The organism is Providencia sp. PROV003 (genome assembly GCF_045040775.1).
Classification (GTDB): domain Bacteria; phylum Pseudomonadota; class Gammaproteobacteria; order Enterobacterales; family Enterobacteriaceae; genus Providencia; species Providencia huashanensis.
Genome location: NZ_CP096369.1, coordinates 998,204 through 1,023,420, shown reverse-complemented (window position 1 = coordinate 1,023,420; position 25,217 = coordinate 998,204). Strand labels below are relative to the sequence as shown.

Below are 25,217 nucleotides of genomic sequence, written 5' to 3'. Positions count from 1 at the left end.
TACATTACTGTAGCTTATGCACTATCTTTAACTAAGATGAAAAACACATTGGAATAAATGATATTGAATGCAGCAGTAGCTTGAACTCAACGTCTAAATTCTCAATTTTCATATTTAAAATCATTGTGTCATCAGTTTTTGATCATTAACAATCATTACGAAACAATTATCACAATACAGAACTAACAAACTAGATATATAAGATAAGAGCAATGGAATACAAAGTAATTCATATGGGTGCTATACGAGGAATAATGATAACTTATCATGCTTAAGTGAAGACGTCTAGCGGCTCTCTAGATAAAATAGATATACCGCTAAACGTTTTGGCTTGTATATAACGATAACTTACAGATTTCCGTCTAGAAATTCTTTCAGTTGCGTTTTTGATAATGCGCCCACTTTGGTTGCAGCAACTTCACCATTTTTGAATAAAAGAAGTGTCGGGATACCACGAATTCCATATTTTGGGGCGGTAGCCGGGTTTTCATCAATATTCAGTTTTGCGATGGTCAATTTGCCTGTATATTCATCAGCAATTTCATCAAGAATAGGCGCGATCATTTTACAAGGACCACACCATGCTGCCCAGAAATCGACGAGAACAGGTGAACTTGCGTTCAAAACTTCAGTTGCAAAACTTGCATCAGTTATATGTATAATTTTATCGCTCATGTTGTACTCCAAAAATTCATCTTTTGCAGACTTAGTGTAACATTATTGGCAGCAGTATGCTTTATTTCAAAAGATACACTTTCGTAAACCAACCGTTAACTGATATTCTAACATACTATGAGTAAAGCACACTTGACAGAAAAGAAGTTTTCCGACTTCGCATTGCACCCTAAAGTCATTGAAGCTCTTAATAAAAAAGGCTTCGATTATTGCACGCCAATTCAGGCGTCCACTTTGCCTTTTACTGTCGAAGGCAAAGACGTAGCGGGTCAAGCGCAAACTGGTACAGGTAAAACGTTAGCATTTTTAACGTCTACATTTCATTATTTATTAACTCATCCCGCTATTGAGGGGAAAAAAACTAACCAGCCTCGCGCGCTAATTATGGCACCAACTCGTGAACTGGCAGTACAGATATACTCAGATGCTAAAGAGCTTGCTGAATATACTGGCCTGAAAATGGGCCTAGCCTATGGTGGTGATGGTTATGATGAACAATTAAAAGTTCTACAAAATGGCGTCGATATTTTAATTGGCACAACGGGTCGTCTTATCGACTATGCCAAACAAAACTACGTCGATTTAAGCGCAATCCAAGTCATTGTTCTCGATGAAGCTGATCGCATGTATGACCTTGGGTTTATTAAAGATATTCGTTGGCTATTTCGCCGTATTCCGGCTGCAACAGAAAGGCTTAACCTGCTGTTCTCCGCAACACTATCTTACCGCGTCAAAGAATTAGCATTTGAACAAATGAATAACCCTGAATATGTTGAGGTAGAACCTTTGCAAAAAACAGGTCATCGTATCAAAGAAGAGTTATTTTACCCTTCTAATGAAGAAAAAATGCGTTTACTCCAAACCTTACTTGAAGAGGAATGGCCGGAACGTTGTATCATTTTCGCTAATACAAAGCATCGTTGTGATGATATTTGGGCTCATTTAGCTGCAGATGGTCACCGAGTGGGGCTACTTACTGGGGATGTCGCACAGAAAAAACGCCTACGTATTTTAGAGCAATTCACACAAGGTAGCCTTGATATTCTCGTCGCAACTGATGTGGCTGCTCGGGGTTTACATATTCCATCTGTAACTCATGTTTTTAACTATGATTTACCTGACGATTGTGAAGATTATGTTCACCGAATTGGTCGTACTGGCCGTGCTGGCGAAAGTGGTTGCTCAATCAGCCTCGCGTGTGAAGAATATGCACTCAACTTACCAGCTATCGAAGAGTATATTCAACACTCAATCCCTGTGAGTAAATATAATAGCGAAGCACTATTGGATGATTTACCGGCACCAAAACGCCGTCATCGTCCTCGCCCTGGGGGCCCTCGCCGCAATTCAAATTCGCCGCGTCGCCACAATGGCCCACGTAATAACCATAAACGTCCAGGCTGAGTAAAAACGATATGCTGAAATCTTCTTCTCTTTATGCTGCCATCGATTTGGGTTCAAACAGTTTTCATATGCTAGTAGTGCGCGAAACTGCTGGCAGCATTCAGGTTATTTCTAGGGTTAAACGCAAAGTTCGGCTTGCGGCTGGGTTAGATAAAAACAACCTTCTTTCTGAACAAGCGATGGAACGAGGCTGGCAGTGTCTGCGCCTATTTTCGGAACACCTACAAGATATTCCGAACACGCAAATTCGAGTCGTCGCCACAGCGACATTACGCTTAGCTAAAAATGCTGACCTATTTATCGAGAAAGCCAGTAATATCCTAGGAAACCCCGTTAAAGTTATTCAAGGAGAAGAAGAAGCTCGCCTAATTTACCAAGGTGTCGCACATACGACAGGCGGCCCTGATCAACGTTTAGTCGTTGATATTGGCGGGGGCAGCACTGAGCTAGTCACAGGGACTGGAGCTAAAGCGGAGCAACTTTATAGCCTTGAAATGGGCTGTGTTACTTGGCTTGAACGCTATTTTAGCGACCGAAGTTTAACAGAAGAAAATTTTTCTGCAGCCCAAACCGCTGCACAAGAAGTCATCGCCCCAATTGCTGACGCCTTAAAAACCCATGGATGGAAAATTTGTGTTGGAGCATCAGGAACAGTCCAAGCAATTCAAGAAATTATGATTGCTCAAGGCATGGATGAATTAATCACCCTCTCAAAGTTACAACAGCTTAAGCGTAAAGCAATTCAATGCCAAAAACTTGAAGAACTTGAAATTGAGGGTTTAACCTTTGAGCGAGCCCTTGTTTTTCCAAGTGGATTATCGATTCTAATCGCAATTTTCGAAGCTTTGGGGATTGATAACATGACACTAGCTGGGGGCGCTCTTCGAGAAGGGCTCGTCTACGGTATGTTGCAATTACCTATCGAGCAAGATATTCGAGCCCGTACTGTTCGTAATATTCAACGCCGCTTCCAAGTTGACATTGAGCAAGCGAGTCGAGTTCGTCAACTTGCGGAGTACTTTTTCCTACAAGTGGCAAAAAATTGGGGGTTAGATACTCGTTGTCGTGATTTATTATCAAGTGCTTGTGCTTTACACGAAATAGGCCTCAGCGTTGATTTCCGTAAAAGCCCTGAACACGCCAGCTATCTAATAACACACCTTGATTTGCCCGGTTTTACCCCTGCGCAAAAACGGTTACTCGCAGCACTATTAAGAAACCAACAAGGCCCTGTCGACTTAGCATCTTTGAGCCAACAAAATGCATTACCCATACAGCAGGCATACTATTTATGCCGTTTACTGCGGCTAGCCATTATTTTTTCTAGCCGTAGACGTGATGATACATTACCAGCTTTGAGACTCAATACGGATGCTAATGGGTTAACAATTATGCTGCCTTATCGTTGGTTAGCAGAGCACCCTTTGCGCGCAGAAAATTTACAGCAAGAAGTCCAATGGCAAGGTTATGTAAATTGGCTATTAGAGCTAGAAGAACGTAATAGTTCAAATTGAGAGTTCTTTCCACACTAGGGGAAACCTAGTGTGGAACCTAATTAATTGTTATTCTCTGTTTTCTTATTTAACCCTAAGCGCGCTTTAATATCTGCTAATGCCGATTGCCCTTTTTGCATACGCTCCTGCGCACTAACCACTTTGCGTTCCTGCTCCCACAATACATCATCCTGAGGTAACTCAAGTAAAAATCGGCTCAGTTCAGGGCGGATTAATTCGCCATATTGCCGACGCTCACGACAATGAGAAAAAAACAGCTCTTTTTGTGCTCGAGTGATCCCTACATAAGCCAAACGGCGCTCTTCATCAATATTATTTTCATCGATACTACTTTGATGTGGCAGTAACCCCTCTTCCATACCAACAAGAAAAACATATGGAAATTCAAGACCTTTAGATGCATGCAATGTCATAAGCTGAACTTGATCGGATTCTTCATCGTCTTCTCCACGCTCCATCATGTCACGTAGCGTAAAACGTGTTACCACTTGGCTCAAAGTCATTGGGTCATTAAGTTCATCGCCTTCAACCATTTCACTCATCCATGTGAACAATTGGTTGACGTTTTTCATTCGCATTTCAGCCGCTTTAGTACTCGTGGATGTTTCATATAACCAGCTTTCGTAATCCATTTCTCGCAATAAATCACGTACAGCAATCAAAGGCTCTCTTTGCGAAGTTTGTACAATTCCATCCATCCAATGTGTAAATCGTTGTAATGCTTCTAAGCCTTTACCTTTTAGTGTTTGCTCTAGCCCCAAATCAAAGCTAGCTTGATATAAGCTTTTACCTCGTTGGTTCGCCCATTCGCCTAGTTTTTGAATTGTCTTGGGGCCAATCTCCCGACGCGGTGTATTCACTATACGTAAAAATGCACTATCATCCTCAGGGTTAGTTAGTACTCGCAAATAAGCTAATAAGTCTTTGATTTCAGGGCGTGAAAAGAATGATGTCCCGCCGGAAATACGATATGGGATGCGGTTTTGCATCAACATTTTTTCGAAAATACGTGATTGGTGATTACCACGATACAAAATAGCGTAATCTTTATATTCTGTTTTATTGATAAAATGATGAGCAATCAGTTCCCCAATAACTTTTTCCGCTTCATGGTCTTCATTATTGGCAGTTAAGACTTTTAATGGTGCGCCATATCCTAATTCAGAGAATAACTTTTTCTCAAACACATGGGGGTTATTCGCAATTAAAATATTCGCAGCTTTCAAAATTCGCTCTGAAGAACGGTAATTTTGCTCAAGTTTAATGACATTCAACTTAGGGAAATCTTGGCTAAGTAAAACAAGGTTTTGTGGGCGAGCACCACGCCATGAGTAGATTGATTGGTCATCATCCCCCACAACGGTAAACCTTGCTCGTTTTCCTACGAGTAATTTAACAAGTTGATATTGACTCGTATTGGTATCTTGATACTCATCCACCAGCAAGTAACGGATTTTTTGCTGCCAGCGTTCACGCACTTCTTCATTATGATATAACAACAAAGTGGGTTTGCTGATAAGGTCATCAAAATCCAGCACATTACAGCTTTTTAAATGTAACTCATAGCGGCGATAACACTCGGCAAAATGATGCTCTTTCTCACTACGAGCCTGCCCCACCACCTTTTCTGGTGAAAGAAGATCATTTTTCCAATTAGAGATCGAAGAGATCAGCTGTTGTAAAAGATCCTTATCTTCTTCAAGCAAATCAAAAGTCAGCTCTTTAAGTAGTGCTAGCTGGTCTTGGTCATCAAACAATGAAAAATTGGCTTTAATACCCAATGCCTTATATTCACGTTTAATAATTTCTAGTCCTAATGTATGAAAGGTAGAAATGATCAAACCACGGGCTTCTTTTTTCCCTAATGTTTGAGCAACACGCTCTTTCATTTCGCGAGCCGCTTTATTGGTAAAAGTCACCGCTGCAATTTGCCGAGGTTGATAGCCACACTGGCGAATTAAATGCGCAATTTTATTCGTAATAACACGTGTTTTGCCTGATCCTGCCCCTGCCAATACAAGGCAAGGGCCATCGACAAATTCAACTGCCTGTTGCTGGCCTGGGTTTAATCGCATGGTTTTTCTACATCACCTAGTTATTCAAAATGGAACTCGCTACAGATTGTAGCAGAAACCCAACCAACTCTTGAGCAACGATCCCGTCTATTTATAAAAAACAAAAAAACCACACTATTCACTAGAACAATGTGGTTATATCAATAATGCATTTTTCTAAACTATTCGTGTTAGAGGAAGGCGGCAAAGGAGGTTAGCCCAAGGAGCATACATTAGTATGTGACTTGGGTAACCGAGTGCTGCCAACGCACCTATCACGCGAAGAGTGACGAAAAATTAGGTTATCCCAAGGAGCATATATTAAGTATGTGACTTGGGTAACCGAGTGAAGCCAACGCGCCTATCACGCGAAGAGTAACGAAAAATGAGTTAGCCGACCGCAATCTTCTTCATATCCGTCATATAACCACGTAATGTCTTACCGATTTTCTCAATAGGATGATTACGGATTGCTTCATTGATATCACGTAACTGCGCGTTATCAGTTCCATTATCAGCAACTGGTTTTGCTAAATCCCCTGCTTGCAATTTAGTCATAAAATCTTTTAGCATTGGAACAACCGCAAATGAGAATAAATAGTTACCGTACTCTGCAGTATCTGAAATAACAACGTTCATTTCATACAGACGCTTACGTGCGATAGTATTGGCAATCAACGGCAACTCATGCAGCGACTCATAATAGGCTGATTCTTCATAGATACCTGCTTCTAACATCGTATCAAATGCTAACTCAACGCCTGCTTTAACCATCGCGACTAACAGAACTCCATGGTCAAAATATTCTTGCTCAGCAATTTTACCTTCATACTCAGGGTAGTTTTCAAATGGTGTTTTGCCGGTCTCTTCACGCCATGTCAGCAAGTTTTTATCATCATTTGCCCAGTCTGCCATCATATCTGATGAGAATTTACCTGAAATAATGTCATCCATATGCTTTTGGAACAATGGCGCCATAATGGTTTTCAATTGCTCAGATAATGCATACGCACGTACTTTTGCTGGATTCGATAAACGGTCCATCATCAACGTGATACCACCTTGCTTCAGCGCTTCAGTGATAGTTTCCCAACCAAATTGAATCAATTTACCTGCATAACCCGGCTCTACGCCATCTGCAACCATTTTGTCATAACTTAATAACGCACCGGCTTGCAACATACCACACAGGATAGTTTGTTCGCCCATCAGGTCAGATTTAACTTCGGCAACAAATGAAGATTCCAGTACCCCTGCACGATGACCACCTGTTGCTGCCGCCCATGCTTTAGCAATGGCCATACCTTCACCTTTAGGGTCATTCTCTGGGTGAACAGCGATCAATGTCGGAACACCGAAACCACGCTTGTATTCTTCGCGAACTTCTGTACCTGGGCATTTTGGAGCAACCATCACAACAGTAATATCTTTACGGATCTCTTCACCTACTTCAACAATGTTAAAGCCGTGAGAGTAGCCCAGAGCCGCACCTTGTTTCATCATAGGCTGAACAGCACGAACAACAGTAGAGTGCTGTTTGTCTGGCGTTAAGTTAATAACTAAATCTGCTGTTGGGATAAGTTCTTCATAAGTCCCAACTTTAAAGCCGTTTTCCGTTGCTTTACGCCATGAAGCACGCTTTTCACTGATCGCTTCAGCGCGCAATGCATAAGCAATATCTAAACCAGAATCACGCATATTCAGGCCTTGGTTCAGACCTTGAGCACCACAACCGACGATGACGATTTTTTTACCTTTCAGATAACCTGCTTCGTCTGCAAATTCTTCGCGCTTCATAAAGCGACACTTGCCTAATTGAGCCAACTGCTCACGCAAATTCAATGTATTAAAATAATTCGCCATTGTCATACTCCATTGTTCTGTTGTGTTCGTTATGTCAGGCAATTATTTGCCTGTCGCTCATTTTGAGCGGTTATGGATTTACTATATGCGATGTTTTGCATTGCTTAAATTGATATATTAACAATACAATGTTGCGATATTTGCAACACCATTAATTACTTCATCGAGGGCAAAATGGATATCCGTGATTTAAAGCTATTTTTACATTTGGCGGAGAGCTTACATTTCGGGCGCACCTCTAAAGCGATGCATGTCAGCCCATCAACTCTCTCTAGGCAAATACAGCGCCTAGAAGAGCAGCTTGGCCATCCATTATTTGTAAGGGATAACCGTTCCGTAAAACTAACTCAGGCTGGTGAGCACCTGAAACAGTTTGCTCAACAAACATTATTGCAATACCAACAACTTCGACATGCCCTTAACCAACAAAGCCCCTCGCTGAGTGGAGAACTACGTCTATTTTGTTCTGTTACCGCGGCTTATAGCCACTTACCTCAAGTGCTCGATAAATTCCGAGCATTGCACCCTCTAGTGGAAATAAAACTCACAACAGGTGATGCCGCTGATGCAGTCGAAAAGGTCGAAACAAATGAAGCCGACCTTGGTATTGCAGGGAAACCAGAGCGCTTACCTGACAACGTCCGATTCACTAAAATTGGTGAAATCCCACTGGTATTGATTGCGCCATCACTGCCATGTGCCGTACGAACGATGGTAACCGAAGCCGAACCTGATTGGTCAACAGTACCGTTTATCTTGCCCGAGCATGGGCCATCTCGTAAACGTATTGAACTCTGGTTTCGTCGCCACAACATAAACAACCCAGTTATTTATGCAACTGTCTCTGGCCATGAAGCAATAGTGTCAATGGTGGCTCTCGGTTGTGGTATCGCCCTAATCCCCAGTGTGGTTGTCGACAACAGCCCTGAACCAGTCCGTAGCCGTATTTCACAGCTCGATAATATCTCGATGGTCGAACCATTCGAGCTCGGCGTCTGTTTATTAAGCAAACGCCTTAGCGAGCCATTGATTAAAGCCTTTTGGGAACTGCTCCCAGACCAATCAATCTAAAACTTTTTGGTTATCTTGTGGCGCTAGGAAAAAGCGGAAAGACGGATTTCCAGTTTCATCATGATATTCATAACCTAGCGCATCAAGGTGCCGGTCAAAGCGCACTTCTGGCCCAGAAAGTTCGAATGCGGCAAGTACACGCCCGTAGTCCGTACCATGGCTACGATAATGAAATAGCGTTATGTTCCAATATGTTCCGAGTGTTTCTAAGAACTTCAATAATGCCCCCGGAGACTCAGGGAACTCAAAACTGTATAAGCGTTCATCTAGTGGCTTAGAAGGACGACCACCAATCATGTAGCGTACGTGTAGTTTTGCCATTTCATCATCAGATAAGTCATCGACTTCATAACCATTATTTCTGAGTTCTTGGATAATCTCACCACGTTCCCCTTCACGGCCGCTTAAACGCACCCCAACGAAGATACAAGCACGTTCTGGGTCGGCATCCGTATAGCGATAATTAAACTCAGTAATTGACCGATGGCCGAGTAACTGACAAAAACGTAAAAAACTGCCTTTTTGCTCAGGGATAGTCACCGCTAACAAGGCTTCGCGTTGCTCACCAATTTCGCAGCGTTCAGAAACATAACGAAGGCCATGGAAATTCATATTCGCGCCAGAAAGAATATGCGCTAATCGCTCACCTTTGATATTGTGCTGCTGAACATACTTTTTCAACCCAGCTAAAGCCAATGCGCCTGAAGGCTCTGCGATTGCGCGGACATCTTCGAAAATATCTTTAAGGGCTGCGCAAATAGAATCACTATCAACAGTTATGACGTCATCAACATATTGTTGGCACAGCCTAAAAGTTTCATCACCAATACGCTTTACTGCAACTCCCTCAGCGAATAACCCAACGCGAGGTAAATCAACAGGATGACCAGCTTCCAATGCCGCTTTTAAGCAAGCAGCATCTTCCGATTCAACACCAATAATTTTAATTTCTGGCATCAACTGTTTGATTAAAACAGCAACACCAGCAATCAAACCACCACCACCGACAGGAATAAAAATACGGTCTAAGTGCGCGTCTTGTTGTAATAATTCCAGAGCAATGGTCGCTTGGCCTGCAATCACAGAAGGGTGGTCAAAAGGCGGGACGAAGGTATAACCCTCTTCTTGCGCCATCGCAATAGCTTTAGCTTTGGCTTCATCAAAATTAGCACCGTGCAAAATAGCCTCACCGCCAAAACTGCGCACTGCATCAACTTTGATATCTGCCGTTGCCACAGGCATAACAATTTTTGCTTTTACACCAACACGGTTTGCTGATAATGCAACACCTTGGGCGTGGTTTCCTGCTGAAGCAGTCACTACCCCTTTAGCTTTTTGTTCTTCTGTTAGGCTAGCGATCATGGCATACGCACCACGTAGCTTAAAGCTATGCACGGGTTGTCTATCTTCACGTTTCACTAAAATTGTATTACCTAAACGCGAAGATATTTTATCCATTTGCTGAAGAGGCGTAACTTGCGCAGCTTCATAAACCGGCGCACTTAGCGCCGCTTTTAAGTAATCCGCTCCAGTTGGAGTTGCGGGTAAGGGTTTTGCTGCAGCCACAATTAGCCTCCCAACTTCGACTTATCACGCACCGCACCTTTATCAGCACTGGTAGCGAGGGAAGCATAAGCACGTAACGCAAAAGAAACTTCACGCTGACGACCACGTGGAGTAAAGGCCTTATCACCACGAGCTAATTCAGCCTCACGACGTTGGTTCAATTCACTTTCGTTAACATCAAGCACCATTGTCCGGTTTGGAATATCAATATCAATAATATCGCCATCATGAACTAATGCTAATAGCCCGCCGCTTGCCGCTTCTGGTGAAATATGACCGATAGAGAGACCGGAGCTCCCCCCCGAAAAACGGCCATCCGTGATTAATGCACAGCTTTTGCCTAATCCCATTGATTTTAAGTAAGAGGTTGGATAAAGCATTTCTTGCATACCCGGACCACCTTTAGGCCCTTCATAGCGAATAACAACCACATCCCCTTCAACGACTTTACCACCCAGAATGGCTTCTACTGCGTCATCTTGGCTTTCAAATACTTTGGCTGGGCCACGGAATGTTAAGCTGCCTTCATCAACCCCTGCTGTTTTCACAATACAACCATCTTCGGCAATATTGCCGGACAAGACGGCTAAGCCACCATCTAAGCTATAGGCGTGTTCAATGCTACGGATACACCCATTTTCACGATCAGTATCCAATGACGGCCAGCGGCAGTTCTGTGAAAACGCTTTTGTCGTGCGGATACCGGCAGGGCCCGCGGAAAACATCGACTTCACACCTTCGTCTTTGGTTAACATCACATCATACTGCGCCAATGTCTCTTGGAAGGTTAACCCTAAAATATTCGTTACATTTTCTTGCAGCAAGCCTGCGCGGCTTAATTCACCTAAAATACCGATAACACCACCAGCACGGTGAACATCTTCCATATGATATTTTTGCGTACTTGGTGCAACCTTACACAAATGAGGAACTTGACGTGATAATCGGTCTATATCGTCCATGGTAAAGTCAATATCGGCTTCCTGTGCTGCTGCTAACAAATGAAGTACCGTATTCGTTGACCCTCCCATAGCAATATCAAGAGTCATCGCGTTTTCAAATGCAGATTTATTAGCGATATTGCGTGGTAACGCACTTTCATCGTCTTGTTCGTAGTAACGTTTAGTTAATTCGACAATACGCTTACCCGCATTAATAAAGAGTGTTTCGCGGTCTGCATGTGTCGCTAATAATGAACCATTACCCGGCTGAGAAAGCCCCAGCGCTTCCGTTAAACAGTTCATTGAGTTTGCTGTAAACATTCCTGAACATGAACCACAGGTTGGGCAAGCAGAGCGTTCGATTTGTTCACTATCTGCATCACTAACATTTGGGTTAGCACCTTGGATCATTGCATCGACTAGATCGAGCTTGATAATTTGGTCTGAAAGCTTGGTTTTTCCAGCTTCCATCGGCCCACCTGAAACGAAAATAACAGGAATATTTAGACGTAATGCCGCCATCAACATACCCGGAGTAATTTTGTCGCAGTTTGAAATACACACCATCGCGTCCGCACAGTGTGCATTCACCATATATTCAACTGAATCAGCAATTAATTCACGGGAAGGTAAGGAATACAACATTCCGCCATGCCCCATGGCAATCCCATCATCAACGGCAATCGTATTAAACTCTTTCGCAACGCCACCCGCATTTTCGATTTGCTCTGCAACTAGTTTGCCTAAGTCACGTAAATGCACATGGCCAGGAACAAACTGTGTGAATGAGTTAACAACTGCAATAATGGGTTTTCCAAAATCAGCATCGGTCATACCTGTCGCGCGCCATAATGCACGAGCGCCAGCCATATTACGACCATGAGTTGTTGTTGCTGAACGGTACTTAGGCATATCTTTAACTCCCGTGTTTAAAACAGGCGGGGAACGTCCGCCTGTAACATCTATTTCAATTTAGTTATTAAGGGTTTACTTGATCTAACCAGCCCCATTTGTCTTCAGTTGCTCCAGTGAACAGGCCAAAGAATGCTTGCTGAATTTTTTTCGTCACAGGGCCACAGCGGCCAATTCCTACTTGAATGCCATCAACACTACGAACAGGGGTGATTTCTGCTGCGGTTCCTGTCATAAAGACTTCATCTGCTAAATACAGTGATTCGCGAGACAGTGTCTGTTCACGTACTTCAATGCCCATATCTTTTGCTAGTGTTAGGATTGCATCACGCGTAATCCCCGGTAAAGCTGAAGAGGTAAATGGTGGGGTGTACAAGATACCGTCTTTCACTTCAAAAATATTTTCACCCGCACCTTCTGACAGATAGCCATGAACATCTAGTGCGATACCTTCTTGATAGCCATGGCGACGTGCTTCGCTACCAACCAACAAAGATGATAAATAGTTACCACCCGCTTTTGCACCTGTAGGAATAGTATTTGGTGCGACACGATTCCAAGAAGACACCATTGCATCAATACCTTGATCAAGTGCTTCTTCACCTAAATAGGCACCCCATGGGAAAGCAGCTAAAATAACATCGGTGTTGTAGCCTTCTGGTGGGTTTACACCCATGCCGACATCACCAATAAATACTAATGGACGAATATACGCACTGACTAAGTTATTTTTACGCAGCGTCTCACGACATGCTTCCATTAATTCTTCAACACTATAGCTGACAGGCATACGGTAAATTTTTGCTGAATCATGCAAACGTTGCATGTGTTCACGATGGCGAAAGACCACAGGACCTTTATGTGAATCATAGCAACGGACGCCTTCAAACACAGATGTACCATAGTGCAGAGCATGAGACATTACATGAACCTTTGCATCAGCCCATGGCGTCATTTCACCGTTAAACCAAATAAAGTCAGCTTTCTTAGTCATTTGTATATTCCTTACATTGCACTTTGTGTGCTTAATAGTCGTGATTCTTGTTGTAGTACTTCAACTTCCGTAATATCTGAGAGCTTAGTTAACTGAGCACAAAGTTGCGTTAACGGCCTCGGACTACTTACGGTCAGTTTAATGTTAACATTATCGCCATCTATTGACTGGCCCATATTCATGGCACTAATACGAAATCCGCGATGGCGGGTGACCCTTAATATACGCTCTAAAACCTCAGGACGGAAACGGGCCGATATTGAGAGTTGATGTTGTATCATAATGGTTTCTCCATCATTTTTTCATTACTAGCCCCAGGTGGAACCAATGGCCAGACATTTTCTAATTCATTAATGGACACTTGTAATAAATAAGCGCCCTCACTATTTAACAGCTCATCAAGGGCAGCATTCACTTCAGATTTGTCAGTAATACGTCGGCCTTTAATGCCAAATGCGCTAGCTAATGCGATAAAATCTGGGTTATCTGTCAAAATAGTTTCACTATAACGCTGCTCAAAAAACAGTTCTTGCCATTGGCGAACCATGCCTAAGCGTTGGTTATCAATTAACAGAATTTTTACGGGAAGCTGTTTACGTTTAATGGTTCCAAGTTCTTGGACATTCATCATAAAAGAACCATCACCAGATACACAGACAACAACATCTTCAGGTCTTGCAACTTGGGCTCCAATTGCCGCTGGGATACCAAACCCCATCGTGCCTAAGCCACTTGATGTTAAAAAATTCTCTGGGCCATCGACGGTGATATGTTGTGCAGACCACATTTGGTGTTGTCCGACATCCGTCGTAATCACCGTATTTGGCTTCATTTTATCTGATAGTTGTTTCAATAAGAGTGGCGCATAGATGAGCTCTCCAGGGTGATCATAACGCCAACCAAATTCTTTCTTCAGTTGCTGAACTTCCTGCTGCCAAGGAGCGATTGATTTTTTAAGTGCCAGTTCAGGTAATAAAGCCTTCGCATCACCATGTAATGCAACGTGAGTTTGCCTTAGCTTATCCAGCTCAACGTGGTCGATGTCAAGGTGAATGACTTTAGCATTCGGAGCAAAAGTATTTAATTTACCTGTGACTCGGTCATCAAAGCGAGCACCAACAGCTATCAGTAAATCACAGCGTTGTACGGAAATATTTGCTGCTTTAGTGCCATGCATACCCAACATCCCCAAATAATTTTCATCAGATGGGTGTGCAGCACCTAAGCCCTTCAATGTTGCAACAGAGGGAATACCTGTAAATTCAATAAATTTTCGTAATTCACTAACAGCTCCAGACATCCCAACACCGCCACCAATGTACAACATCGGTTTTTCGGATTGTTGTAATAATGCTCTTGCTTGCTGGATTTCAGATAATGGAGAGGTCGTCTCTTGTTCAACAGGCATTAGGAATGGAGATAGTTCAGCATGTTGTAGTTGAATATCTTTCGGAATATCAATCAGTACAGGTCCAGGACGTCCACTATTTGCGATTGCGAAAGCTTCAGCAAGGATGCGAGGTAAATCTTCTATCGCTTCAACTAAAAAGCTATGTTTAGTACAGGCCAAAGATAACCCTAAGACATCAATTTCCTGAAAAGCATCTGTTCCGATAAACTCAGAGGCAACTTGACCAGTGATAGCAACAACCGGAACCGAGTCTAACAAAGCATCCGCCAATCCTGTAATAACATTTGTTGCCCCAGGCCCTGATGTCGCGATACACACACCTGTTTTACCTGTTGAGCGCGCATAACCTATTGCTGCTATCACTGCGCCTTGTTCATGCCTACACAGCAGATGTTCCACACCACCGTCATATAACGCATCATAAACTGGCATAATTGCACCACCAGGATAGCCAAATACCGTATCAACACCTTGTGCTCGCAATGCTTGAACTAACCATTGTGCTCCGTTCATGCTTTATCTCCTGTCCGTCCACTTTTTATCTATTTGTATTTATTATGTTTTATCTATTTTATTTGCTTTAACAAACTTTAGTGTCAAAAAAAACCCCGCGCCTTTCGGTGCGGGGTTCTCGTGAGATCTGGCTGTTATTTTAGCCTTCGTCGTCCAAGTGCAGCCCCGCACGGTGGGATAATAATCACCACCACACGAATAATAATTAGGCTAACTGCTTGGATAAATGCGTTCATGAGTTTTAATTTTTCAACATTCTTAATTATCTTTATTAAAGAGGTATCATTTTAAAATCACTTTGACAACTTTTATTTAATTTATTTATTTTCAAAATATTTAACTACTTTAAAATCATAATGTTAAATAAAAATAAGAATAAAAAACCATTAAAAAGGTAATTTCACAGTAATTTTAAATGTAATTGATAGCACAATCAGCTACATCATCCAGACTCCACAAATAAAAGCAGGTAAAAATACACCTACCCATTGATTAGTTTTATTGATGCCTATCCAAGGTATCTCCATTCTTAATTCTTTATTAAATAACGGCAACCTTTGTTATACCAACATTTCGAGCCGTTTTCTAAAAAACTGAAACAGCTATGAAACTAAGTAATTAAATTATCGAACCGCTTCGCAAATACAACAAAACAGCTCTACAAATCAATTTATTCTCAACAGAATATTACTCTGTTAACTCAAATAATATTGGAGGGCTTATGACATTGGCGATTGTTTATACTAGAGCATCGATTGGCATGGAAGCTCCACTTGTCACTGTTGAAGCTCATATTAGTAATGGGCTTCCTGGCCTAACACTTGTTGGTCTCCCTGAAACCGCCGTCAAAGAAGCTAGGGATCGGGTAAGAAGTGCTTTACTAAATAGTGGGTTTGAATATCCCGCTAAAAAAATGACCGTAAATTTAGCGCCTGCAGATTTACCAAAAGAAAGTGGGCGCTACGACCTTGCAATTGCAATTGCTATTCTTGCATCATCTGGACAAATTCCTAATGAAACATTAAATCAACATGAGTTTTTAGGTGAACTGGCATTATCTGGTCTGATACGTTACGTCAACAGTGCCATTCCTGCAGCACAATCAGCATTAGAACAACGTCGAGTATTAATACTTTCAATTGAAAATCAGCACCAATTAAGCTTACTCGCTGACAATAGCGTCCATTTTGCAACATCTTTGTTAGAACTTTGCCACTTCTTACATGGTAAACAGGTCTTAGCCAGTAACCAACAAATCCACGAAGCCCCCTCATCGGCTCGATATGAAGGTGATATCAATGATATTATTGGGCAAGAACAAGGAAAACGTGCATTAGAAATTTGCGCCACAGGTGGTCATAATTTACTTCTACTAGGCCCCCCTGGTACAGGAAAAACAATGCTAGCCAGCAGGTTAATGACTTTATTGCCTCCATTAACGCCTCAGGAGGCACTAGAGGTCGCTTCATTATATAGCCTGACTGAAACCACTCGTGATAAAGTGAATTGGCCTATAAGGCCTTTTAGAACGCCTCATCACAGCACATCAATAGCTGCATTAATCGGCGGGGGTTCTCTTCCAAAACCTGGCGAAATCTCTCTTGCTCATAATGGCATTTTATTTTTAGATGAATTACCTGAATTCAGTCGTTCTGTCCTTGATTCATTAAGAGAACCTCTTGAGTCAAAAAGAGTGAGTATTTCTCGTGCAAAAGCAAAAGTTTGCTACCCTGCAAACTTTCAACTCATTGCTGCACTTAATCCAAGTCCAACAGGTCACTACCAAGGTGAAATGAGCCGCTCATCTCCCGCCCGCATATTGCGCTATCTTTCGCATATATCAGGCCCTTTTCTAGATAGATTTGATATTTCGATTGAAATACCATTATTACCTATCGGCTCATTAAGCAATCAAAATTATCAAGGTGAAACTAGTGAACAAGTCAGGCAAAGAGTGATCACGGCTAGAAATAGGCAACTTGAGCGTGCAGGAAAAATAAATAATTTACTCACGTCGAGAGAAACCACACAATTTTGCCCGCTAAAGGCTAAAGATGCGTTATTCTTAGAGCATGCGTTAAATAAGTTAGGGCTTTCTATTCGGGCTTGGCACAGGGTATTAAGGGTTTCTAGGACCATTGCCGATCTTAATGCATCTGAGCATATAGAACGGGCACATTTATTAGAAGCCCTTGGGTACAGGACAATGGATAAGTTATTGCTTCATTTGCAAAAACAAGTAAGCTGAGCGGGGTAGAGAAGAGAATATTAATTATCGGATAAAAATAAAGGGACCGAAGTCCCTCTTAACATACGATGACAATATTAATCATCTGTATCGGTGTAGTCTTCCGATGGGTCTATCTGAGGTTTGCCGCCTGATAAAGTATGGAAACGTTTTGGACGGTTAATACGACTAGAATATTTTGCCCAAACTTTTTCTTCAGGGGTAGCTGGTTCACGCTCGCCGCGACATACAGCAACGAAAAGTTTTTCTTCTTCTGTCTGTGCCGCACGTTTACCAGTATCTAGCTCATTAAAAGCTTGGCCTAGGCGTTCTAGTAACTGGGCTTCCTTGATGGTGAAATCACCATGACGAGAAAAGCCACGTGGGTAATTTTTGTTATCAAAAAAACGATTAGTCGTGATGAAGCTATCTGCCATCTGACACACTCCTAACTTATTACAGTCAAACTCTATATGGCGCGGAGTATTAGACAGCATAAGCAATCTGTAAAACAAAACATTTAAATCATCACGACAAAAAAAATTGGAGATGAGTGTGGACAGCGAGTTATTGAGAACTTTTTTAGAAGTTAGTAAAACTAGGCACTTCGGTAGAGCCGCAGAATCACTCTATTTGACACAATCAGCAGTCAGCTTTCGTATTCGACAATTAGAAACTCAACTCGGAACAAGTCTCTTTACCCGCCATAGAAATAATATCCGCTTAACCGCAGCAGGTGAAAGACTCGTTCCATATGCTGAATCATTGATGAATACATGGTTACAAGCCAAAAAAGAAATATCCCATGCATCACAACATACAGAGCTTTCAATTGGTGCAACAGCATCTCTTTGGGAAGGCTATTTAGTAGACTGGATAGAAGCTCTTTATAGTCAACACGATGAGTTACGGCTTGAAGCAAGGGTTTCTACACGTCAATCATTAGTCAAACAGCTTCATTCAAGAGAATTAGATTTATTAATTGCCACTGAACCGCCCAAAATGGATGAGTTCGAAAGTACCATTATTGGTACTATTGACTTACAACTGATGGCTTCACAAAAAAATGTTGCATTAACAAAATATAATTATATCAAGCTTGAGTGGGGGGCCGATTTTCAGCCTAAAAGTGAATCCATATTAACGCAAGATGATACGCCAGTAATGATAACCACCTCTGCTCATATTACCCGTCAATTACTTCCTGTATCGCTTTCAGCTGCATTTTTACCTGCACATTGGGTATATCAATACCCAGGCTTAAAAACTCTCTCAGAAACTTCAATAAGTAAACCTCTCTATGCTGTCTGGTTACAAAAAAATGACCAGCAAGCGCTTATTAATCAGTTGATTAAAACACCAATAAAAAACGCTCTATTGACCGAAGAAAACCCAAAAGACGAGTAAGTTTTACTCGTCTCTATACTATTGCTGAGCTGCCCGTATTTACTAATAACGCCTAGCGGGTATCAACTAAAGGGTTAATATGAATAAACGTTGCTTTAATCACTTCTAGTGAATAATACAAATTTATGTCAAAGCTCATCAATGAAAGTTAAGAATAATAGCGCTTGGTCATTAATGGCAAAAGCCAAAAGCAATGTAACCGTCCATTAGCATATGGTTTATAACGTTTTTTTAGTCTATTGATTACTAGTTATCTTAAAACAACAAAAAACCTCATGCATCCCTCTACTTTAGCTAACTTATCCGTCTTATAACTATGATTTTATTCAACTGAAACTTTAACCTTTATCTGTGAGCACAGTATAAAAATTTCAGAGTAAATAATTAGTTAAGCCACTAATAGATTAGCTAACTAAAACAGCAAAAGAGCACAATTATTAAACAATGATATAGGTAAGTAGATAATTTTTGCGTTTAAAAATTAAATAATAAAAATTAAATAAATAGGCAGAAGTATTGAGCTATTCATAGATTAGTAAGGGGATTATTAATATAAATGGAAAGGAGTTATTACGTGGCAACCGGATGGTATATAAAGAAAAACCCGATTAAGGTAATCGGGTTATCAATAGATACTTCTTTTATTATTACTTAATTGGTAACTGGCAGGGGCGGAGAGGCTCGAACTCCCAACACCCGGTTTTGGAGACCGGTGCTCTACCAATTGAACTACGCCCCTAAATTAAGTGGCGGAACGGACGGGACTCGAACCCGCGACCCCCTGCGTGACAGGCAGGTATTCTAACCAACTGAACTACCGCTCCACTTATTCTTTTCGCCTTTCGGCAATTTACTGCTTCTTATAAGCAATAAATTTTTAATTAATGTCTGGCAGTTCCCTACTCTCACATGGGGAGACCCCACACTACCATCGGCGCTACGGCGTTTCACTGCTGAGTTCGGCATGGGGTCAGGTGGGACCACCGCGCTATTGCCGCCAGACAAATTCGGTTTGTTCCCGTTTAGTACATTTCGTCACTAAACCAGAACTGTAATCTTGAACAAGCTGCTGTGTCCCTCGCCTCTCGGCTTCTCACGCTCATTGAATCAACCTCATCTCTCAATCTCTAAAACACCTTCGGTGTTGTCAGGTTAAGCCTCACGGTTCATTAGTATTGGTTAGCTCAACATATCGCTATGCTTACACACCCAACCTATCAACGTCTTAGTCTTAAACGTTCCTTTAGGACCCTTAAAGGGTCAGGGAAGACTCATCTCAAGGCAAGTTTCCCGCTTAGATGCTTTCAGCGGTTATCTCTTCCGCACTTAGCTACCGGGCAATGCCATTGGCATGACAACCCGAACACCAGTGGTGCGTCCACTCCGGTCCTCTCGTACTAGGAGCAGCCCCTTTCAATCTTCCAACGCCCACGGCAGATAGGGACCGAACTGTCTCACGACGTTCTAAACCCAGCTCGCGTACCACTTTAAACGGCGAACAGCCGTACCCTTGGGACCTACTTCAGCCCCAGGATGTGATGAGCCGACATCGAGGTGCCAAACACCGCCGTCGATATGAACTCTTGGGCGGTATCAGCCTGTTATCCCCGGAGTACCTTTTATCCGTTGAGCGATGGCCCTTCCATTCAGAACCACCGGATCACTAAGACCTACTTTCGTACCTGCTCGAGCCGTCACTCTCGCAGTCAAGCTGGCTTATGCCTTTGCACTAACCGCATGATGTCCGACCATGCTTAGCCAACCTTCGTGCTCCTCCGTTACTCTTTGGGAGGAGACCGCCCCAGTCAAACTACCCACCAGACACTGTCCGCACCCCGGATAACGGGGCAACGTTAGAACATCAAACATTAAAGGGTGGTATTTCAAGGTTGGCTCCATGCAGACTGGCGTCCACACTTCAAAGCCTCCCACCTATCCTACACATCAAGGCTCAATGTTCAGTGTCAAGCTATAGTAAAGGTTCACGGGGTCTTTCCGTCTTGCCGCGGGTACACTGCATCTTCACAGCGAGTTCAATTTCACTGAGTCTCGGGTGGAGACAGCCTGGCCATCATTACGCCATTCGTGCAGGTCGGAACTTACCCGACAAGGAATTTCGCTACCTTAGGACCGTTATAGTTACGGCCGCCGTTTACTGGGGCTTCGATCAAGAGCTTCTCCTTACGGATAACCCCATCAATTAACCTTCCAGCACCGGGCAGGCGTCACACCGTATACGTCCACTTTCGTGTTTGCACAGTGCTGTGTTTTTAATAAACAGTTGCAGCCAGCTGGTATCTGCGACTGGCTTCAGCTCCATGGGTAAACCACTTCACCTAGCGCCAGCGTGCCTTCTCCCGAAGTTACGGCACCATTTTGCCTAGTTCCTTCACCCGAGTTCTCTCAAGCGCCTGAGTATTCTCTACCTGACCACCTGTGTCGGTTTGGGGTACGATTAGTGATAATCTAGAGCTTAGAGGCTTTTCCTGGAAGCGGGGCATGAGCTACTTCGCCACCGTAGTGACTCGTCATCAGACCTCAGCATATAGTGAACCGGATTTGCCTAATTCACCTGCCTACATCCTTAAACCGGGACAACCGTCGCCCGGCCAGCCTAGCCTTCTCCGTCCCCCCATCGCAATTATCACCAGTACGGGAATATTAACCCGTTTCCCATCGACTACGCATTTCTGCCTCGCCTTAGGGGTCGACTCACCCTGCCCCGATTAACGTTGGACAGGAACCCTTGGTCTTCCGGCGTGCGGGTTTTTCACCCGCATTATCGTTACTTATGTCAGCATTCGCACTTCTGATACCTCCAGCATACCTCACAGTACACCTTCACAGGCTTACAGAACGCTCCCCTACCCAACAATATTTACATATCGCTGCCGCAGCTTCGGTGCATAGTTTAGCCCCGTTACATCTTCCGCGCAGGCCGACTCGACCAGTGAGCTATTACGCTTTCTTTAAATGATGGCTGCTTCTAAGCCAACATCCTGGCTGTCTGAGCCTTCCCACTTCGTTTCCCACTTAACTATGACTTTGGGACCTTAGCTGGCGGTCTGGGTTGTTTCCCTCTTCACGACGAACGTTAGCACCCGCCGTGTGTCTCCCGTGATAACATTCTTCGGTATTCGTAGTTTGCATCGAGTTGGTAAGTCGGGATGACCCCCTAGTCGAAACAGTGCTCTACCCCCGAAGATGAGTTCACGAGGCGCTACCTAAATAGCTTTCGGGGAGAACCAGCTATCTCCCGGTTTGATTGGCCTTTCACCCCCAGCCACAAGTCATCCGCTAATTTTTCAACATTAGTCGGTTCGGTCCTCCAGTTAGTGTTACCCAACCTTCAACCTGCCCATGGCTAGATCACCGGGTTTCGGGTCTATACCCTGCAACTCATTCGCCCAGTTAAGACTCGGTTTCCCTACGGCTCCCCTATACGGTTAACCTTGCTACAGAATATAAGTCGCTGACCCATTATACAAAAGGTACGCAGTCACCCTGATAAATCAAGGCTCCCACTGCTTGTACGTACACGGTTTCAGGTTCTATTTCACTCCCCTCGCCGGGGTTCTTTTCGCCTTTCCCTCACGGTACTGGTTCACTATCGGTCAATCAGGAGTATTTAGCCTTGGAGGATGGTCCCCCCATATTCAGACAGGATAACACGTGTCCCGCCCTACTCGTCGAGTTCACAACACTAATATCTTCAGATACGGGGCTATCACCCTTTACTGCCGGACTTTCCAGACCGTTCTCCTGATACTAATGCTGATTAAGACTCTGGGCTGCTCCCCGTTCGCTCGCCGCTACTAGGGGAATCTCGGTTGATTTCTTTTCCTCGGGGTACTGAGATGTTTCAGTTCCCCCGGTTCGCTTCGTTTGACTATGTATTCATCAAACGATAGTGCAACGAATTGCACTGGGTTTCCCCATTCGGAAATCGTCGGGTATAACGGTTCATATCACCTTACCGACGCTTATCGCAGATTAGCACGTCCTTCATCGCCTCTGATTGCCTAGGCATCCACCGTGTACGCTTAGTCGCTTAACCTCACAACCCGAAGGTGTCTTCTTATCAGACGACACTTAACGTCATGGCTGTGCGTGGTGAACTTCTTCGTTGGGTAGTGCTCGCAATGCTCACGTACTATTGTACGCTGCGCTTGCTGTGCGCTAGCCGCCTTGAATTTCACACTGCTCGCTCATGCCACTCGTTTGTGTGTTTGAAAAACACTTCAAGTTGAGATTTTTGAGAGACTCTCACATTGTTTAAGCGATAAACAATGTGCGTTGTTTTCAATTTTCAGCTTGTTCCAGATTGTTAAAGAGCATAATTGTTAAACCAACTACAACGTAATTGGCTTAATCATTATTGGGGACATCGTCTTTCACTCGATATCGGCGCAATTGGCGTCCCCTAGGGGATTCGAACCCCTGTTACCGCCGTGAAAGGGCGGTGTCCTAGGCCTCTAGACGAAGGGGACACGAAAATTCAATTGCAAAACACCGTTTTGCTATTTTCGTGTAAGTCTTATCCTTTCGAATAAGTCTCCCACGTAAAGCCATTGCTCTACTTTCTATCAGACAATCTGTGTGAGCACTTCACAAAAACACTTCAATGGTAAGGAGGTGATCCAACCGCAGGTTCCCCTACGGTTACCTTGTTACGACTTCACCCCAGTCATGAATCACAAAGTGGTAAGCGCCCTCCCGAAGGTTAAGCTACCTACTTCTTTTGCAACCCACTCCCATGGTGTGACGGGCGGTGTGTACAAGGCCCGGGAACGTATTCACCGTAGCATTCTGATCTACGATTACTAGCGATTCCGACTTCATGGAGTCGAGTTGCAGACTCCAATCCGGACTACGACGTACTTTATGAGTTCCGCTTGCTCTCGCGAGGTCGCTTCTCTTTGTATACGCCATTGTAGCACGTGTGTAGCCCTACTCGTAAGGGCCATGATGACTTGACGTCATCCCCACCTTCCTCCGGTTTATCACCGGCAGTCTCCTTTGAGTTCCCGACCGAATCGCTGGCAACAAAGGATAAGGGTTGCGCTCGTTGCGGGACTTAACCCAACATTTCACAACACGAGCTGACGACAGCCATGCAGCACCTGTCTCAGAGTTCCCGAAGGCACTAAAGCATCTCTGCTAAATTCTCTGGATGTCAAGAGTAGGTAAGGTTCTTCGCGTTGCATCGAATTAAACCACATGCTCCACCGCTTGTGCGGGCCCCCGTCAATTCATTTGAGTTTTAACCTTGCGGCCGTACTCCCCAGGCGGTCGATTTAACGCGTTAGCTCCGAAAGCCACTCCTCAAGGGAACAACCTTCAAATCGACATCGTTTACAGCGTGGACTACCAGGGTATCTAATCCTGTTTGCTCCCCACGCTTTCGCACCTGAGCGTCAGTCTTTGTCCAGGGGGCCGCCTTCGCCACCGGTATTCCTCCACATCTCTACGCATTTCACCGCTACACATGGAATTCTACCCCCCTCTACAAGACTCTAGCTGACCAGTCTTAGATGCCATTCCCAGGTTAAGCCCGGGGATTTCACATCTAACTTAATCAACCGCCTGCGTGCGCTTTACGCCCAGTAATTCCGATTAACGCTTGCACCCTCCGTATTACCGCGGCTGCTGGCACGGAGTTAGCCGGTGCTTCTTCTGTCGGTAACGTCAATCGTTGATGATATTAGCATCAACGCCTTCCTCCCGACTGAAAGTACTTTACAACCCTAAGGCCTTCTTCATACACGCGGCATGGCTGCATCAGGCTTGCGCCCATTGTGCAATATTCCCCACTGCTGCCTCCCGTAGGAGTCTGGGCCGTGTCTCAGTCCCAGTGTGGCTGATCATCCTCTCAGACCAGCTAGGGATCGTCGCCTAGGTGAGCCATTACCCCACCTACTAGCTAATCCCATATGGGTTCATCCGATAGCGCAAGGACCGAAGTTCCCCTGCTTTGCTCCTAAGAGATTATGCGGTATTAGCCACCGTTTCCAGTGGTTATCCCCCTCTATCGGGCAGATCCCCATACATTACTCACCCGTCCGCCGCTCGTCAGCGAGAAGCAAGCTTCCCCTGTTACCGCTCGACTTGCATGTGTTAGGCCTGCCGCCAGCGTTCAATCTGAGCCATGATCAAACTCTTCAATTAAAAAGCTTGATGCTCAAAGAATGTTTACTGTCGCCTGATTTCCGAAGAAACCAGATTACCTATTAGTTCATATATATGAATTAACGTGTTAGTCACTCTTCAAGACTTAAAATCAAATATTTTTTTGATAGTGTCCTGTGAGTGCCCACACAGATTGTCTGATAAATTGTTAAAGAGCGTTGCGACATTTCTTTTGGAAATTCGACTCAGTTTTTATTAACTTAGGTCGTTGTCGCGAGGTGACGTATATTACGTTTTTTATTTAGAAAGTCAAGCATTTATTTTCAACTTTTTCTTTCTCACCTCTGTTATCACAAGGCTTCGAGGTTTTCTTCGAGCCGGTTTATCGTGACAACGGATGCGCATTATAGGGAGGTATTAGAATTACACAACCTTTTTTTTAAAAAAAAATGCCGTTTGGGGATAAAATCATCACTCTGTGTTTTTTAGCTTCATTATGGTTATAAAAAAAGCTAATTTCTGCCTATAATCCTACT

General features: G+C 43.6%; 15 protein-coding genes, 3 tRNA genes and 3 rRNA genes. 5 read left to right on the top strand and 16 right to left on the bottom strand.

The window, feature by feature from the left end; translation table 11 throughout:
• Positions 1-348 precede the first annotated feature (348 nt).
• Positions 349-675 (bottom strand): thioredoxin TrxA, encoded by a 327-nt coding sequence (trxA, locus tag M1F14_RS04615; protein ID WP_042845895.1) that lies wholly within the window; start codon positions 673-675, stop codon positions 349-351.
• 117 nt (positions 676-792) lie between these two features.
• On the opposite strand from trxA, the gene rhlB reads away from it, so the two are divergent.
• Together rhlB and gppA are read left to right on the top strand one after the other, a co-directional pair.
• Positions 793-2,079 carry an ATP-dependent RNA helicase RhlB gene (gene rhlB, locus M1F14_RS04610; protein WP_042845897.1) on the top strand — a complete coding sequence of 429 codons (1,287 nt, stop codon included), beginning with the start codon at positions 793-795 and terminating at the stop codon, positions 2,077-2,079.
• Between the two features lie 11 nt (positions 2,080-2,090).
• The gene (gene gppA, locus M1F14_RS04605; protein ID WP_129466658.1) at positions 2,091-3,593 is read left to right on the top strand and encodes a guanosine-5'-triphosphate,3'-diphosphate diphosphatase; all 1,503 of its coding nucleotides are present in this window, start codon (positions 2,091-2,093) and stop codon (positions 3,591-3,593) included.
• A gap of 41 nt (positions 3,594-3,634) precedes the next feature.
• On the opposite strand, the gene rep is transcribed toward gppA, so the two are convergent.
• Both rep and ilvC read right to left on the bottom strand, forming a co-directional pair.
• Positions 3,635-5,668 carry a DNA helicase Rep gene (gene rep / locus M1F14_RS04600; RefSeq protein ID WP_042845901.1) on the bottom strand — a complete coding sequence of 678 codons (2,034 nt, stop codon included), beginning with the start codon at positions 5,666-5,668 and terminating at the stop codon, positions 3,635-3,637.
• A 369-nt stretch (positions 5,669-6,037) separates the two neighbouring features.
• Positions 6,038-7,510: a ketol-acid reductoisomerase gene (gene ilvC / locus M1F14_RS04595; RefSeq protein ID WP_129466659.1), complete on the bottom strand. Its 1,473-nt coding sequence runs from the start codon at positions 7,508-7,510 to the stop codon at positions 6,038-6,040.
• A gap of 174 nt (positions 7,511-7,684) precedes the next feature.
• On the opposite strand from ilvC, the gene ilvY reads away from it, so the two are divergent.
• Positions 7,685-8,581, top strand: a complete 897-nt coding sequence (ilvY, locus tag M1F14_RS04590; protein WP_042845904.1) for an HTH-type transcriptional activator IlvY — start codon at positions 7,685-7,687, stop codon at positions 8,579-8,581.
• Here ilvY and ilvA read toward each other — a convergent pair.
• The 6 genes from ilvA to M1F14_RS04560 all read right to left on the bottom strand — a co-directional run bounded on the left by ilvA (position 8,573) and on the right by M1F14_RS04560 (position 15,154).
• Positions 8,573-10,147, bottom strand: a complete 1,575-nt coding sequence (ilvA, locus tag M1F14_RS04585) for a threonine ammonia-lyase, biosynthetic (RefSeq protein WP_042845906.1) — start codon at positions 10,145-10,147, stop codon at positions 8,573-8,575. The genes ilvY and ilvA overlap by 9 nt on opposite strands.
• A 2-nt stretch (positions 10,148-10,149) precedes the next feature.
• The gene (gene ilvD, locus M1F14_RS04580) at positions 10,150-12,000 is read right to left on the bottom strand and encodes a dihydroxy-acid dehydratase (RefSeq protein ID WP_042845907.1); all 1,851 of its coding nucleotides are present in this window, start codon (positions 11,998-12,000) and stop codon (positions 10,150-10,152) included.
• A gap of 67 nt (positions 12,001-12,067) precedes the next feature.
• Positions 12,068-12,994: a branched-chain amino acid transaminase gene (locus tag M1F14_RS04575; RefSeq protein ID WP_042845908.1), complete on the bottom strand. Its 927-nt coding sequence runs from the start codon at positions 12,992-12,994 to the stop codon at positions 12,068-12,070.
• 11 nt (positions 12,995-13,005) lie between these two features.
• The gene (ilvM, locus tag M1F14_RS04570) at positions 13,006-13,275 is read right to left on the bottom strand and encodes an acetolactate synthase 2 small subunit (protein ID WP_042845909.1); all 270 of its coding nucleotides are present in this window, start codon (positions 13,273-13,275) and stop codon (positions 13,006-13,008) included.
• Positions 13,272-14,918 (bottom strand): acetolactate synthase 2 catalytic subunit, encoded by a 1,647-nt coding sequence (gene ilvG / locus M1F14_RS04565; protein WP_048605782.1) that lies wholly within the window; start codon positions 14,916-14,918, stop codon positions 13,272-13,274. The genes ilvM and ilvG overlap by 4 nt, the downstream gene beginning before the upstream one ends.
• Before the next feature lie 134 nt (positions 14,919-15,052).
• Positions 15,053-15,154 (bottom strand): IlvGEDA operon leader peptide, encoded by a 102-nt coding sequence (locus tag M1F14_RS04560; RefSeq protein WP_071548712.1) that lies wholly within the window; start codon positions 15,152-15,154, stop codon positions 15,053-15,055.
• A 485-nt stretch (positions 15,155-15,639) separates the two neighbouring features.
• Here M1F14_RS04560 and M1F14_RS04555 point away from each other — a divergent pair, with 485 nt between their 5' ends.
• On the top strand, positions 15,640-17,166 hold the full coding sequence (locus M1F14_RS04555) for a YifB family Mg chelatase-like AAA ATPase (protein ID WP_129466660.1): 1,527 nt from the start codon (positions 15,640-15,642) through the stop codon (positions 17,164-17,166).
• A gap of 77 nt (positions 17,167-17,243) precedes the next feature.
• Here the strand turns inward: M1F14_RS04555 and M1F14_RS04550 are convergent, their stop codons facing one another.
• Positions 17,244-17,582, bottom strand: coding sequence for a DUF413 domain-containing protein (locus M1F14_RS04550; RefSeq protein WP_042845913.1), 339 nt, complete (start codon positions 17,580-17,582; stop codon positions 17,244-17,246).
• A gap of 112 nt (positions 17,583-17,694) precedes the next feature.
• On the opposite strand from M1F14_RS04550, the gene hdfR reads away from it, so the two are divergent.
• A complete protein-coding gene (gene hdfR, locus M1F14_RS04545) occupies positions 17,695-18,552 on the top strand; it encodes an HTH-type transcriptional regulator HdfR (protein ID WP_042845915.1) in 858 nt (285 codons plus the stop codon).
• 663 nt (positions 18,553-19,215) lie between these two features.
• Here the strand turns inward: hdfR and M1F14_RS04540 are convergent.
• The 6 genes from M1F14_RS04540 to M1F14_RS04515 all read right to left on the bottom strand — a co-directional run bounded on the left by M1F14_RS04540 (position 19,216) and on the right by M1F14_RS04515 (position 24,720).
• A tRNA-Trp gene (locus M1F14_RS04540) sits at positions 19,216-19,291 on the bottom strand.
• A gap of 8 nt (positions 19,292-19,299) precedes the next feature.
• A tRNA-Asp gene (locus M1F14_RS04535) sits at positions 19,300-19,376 on the bottom strand.
• Between the two features lie 62 nt (positions 19,377-19,438).
• A 5S ribosomal RNA gene (gene rrf / locus M1F14_RS04530) occupies positions 19,439-19,554 on the bottom strand.
• Positions 19,555-19,700: 146 nt separating this feature from the next.
• Positions 19,701-22,609, bottom strand: a 23S ribosomal RNA gene (locus tag M1F14_RS04525).
• Between the two features lie 357 nt (positions 22,610-22,966).
• Positions 22,967-23,042, bottom strand: a tRNA-Glu gene (locus tag M1F14_RS04520).
• 138 nt (positions 23,043-23,180) lie between these two features.
• A 16S ribosomal RNA gene (locus M1F14_RS04515) occupies positions 23,181-24,720 on the bottom strand.
• The 16S, 23S and 5S rRNA genes sit together here with 3 tRNA genes alongside, the layout of an rRNA operon.
• Positions 24,721-25,217 lie beyond the last annotated feature (497 nt).

Excerpts from the sequence above, each read along its gene's own strand:
- rhlB (WP_042845897.1), top strand. The coding sequence starts at position 793 with ATGAGTAAAGCACACTTGACAGAAAAGAAGTTTTCCGACTTCGCATTG.
- M1F14_RS04575 (WP_042845908.1), bottom strand. The coding sequence starts at position 12,994 with ATGACTAAGAAAGCTGACTTTATTTGGTTTAACGGTGAAATGACGCCA.
- M1F14_RS04560 (WP_071548712.1), bottom strand. The coding sequence starts at position 15,154 with ATGAACGCATTTATCCAAGCAGTTAGCCTAATTATTATTCGTGTGGTG.
- rep (WP_042845901.1), bottom strand. The coding sequence starts at position 5,668 with ATGCGATTAAACCCAGGCCAGCAACAGGCAGTTGAATTTGTCGATGGC.
- M1F14_RS04555 (WP_129466660.1), top strand. The coding sequence starts at position 15,640 with ATGACATTGGCGATTGTTTATACTAGAGCATCGATTGGCATGGAAGCT.
- ilvG (WP_048605782.1), bottom strand. The coding sequence starts at position 14,918 with ATGAACGGAGCACAATGGTTAGTTCAAGCATTGCGAGCACAAGGTGTT.
- M1F14_RS04550 (WP_042845913.1), bottom strand. The coding sequence starts at position 17,582 with ATGGCAGATAGCTTCATCACGACTAATCGTTTTTTTGATAACAAAAAT.
- ilvY (WP_042845904.1), top strand. The coding sequence starts at position 7,685 with ATGGATATCCGTGATTTAAAGCTATTTTTACATTTGGCGGAGAGCTTA.
- ilvC (WP_129466659.1), bottom strand. The coding sequence starts at position 7,510 with ATGGCGAATTATTTTAATACATTGAATTTGCGTGAGCAGTTGGCTCAA.
- hdfR (WP_042845915.1), top strand. The coding sequence starts at position 17,695 with ATGAGTGTGGACAGCGAGTTATTGAGAACTTTTTTAGAAGTTAGTAAA.
- trxA (WP_042845895.1), bottom strand. The coding sequence starts at position 675 with ATGAGCGATAAAATTATACATATAACTGATGCAAGTTTTGCAACTGAA.
- ilvM (WP_042845909.1), bottom strand. The coding sequence starts at position 13,275 with ATGATACAACATCAACTCTCAATATCGGCCCGTTTCCGTCCTGAGGTT.
- gppA (WP_129466658.1), top strand. The coding sequence starts at position 2,091 with ATGCTGAAATCTTCTTCTCTTTATGCTGCCATCGATTTGGGTTCAAAC.
- ilvD (WP_042845907.1), bottom strand. The coding sequence starts at position 12,000 with ATGCCTAAGTACCGTTCAGCAACAACAACTCATGGTCGTAATATGGCT.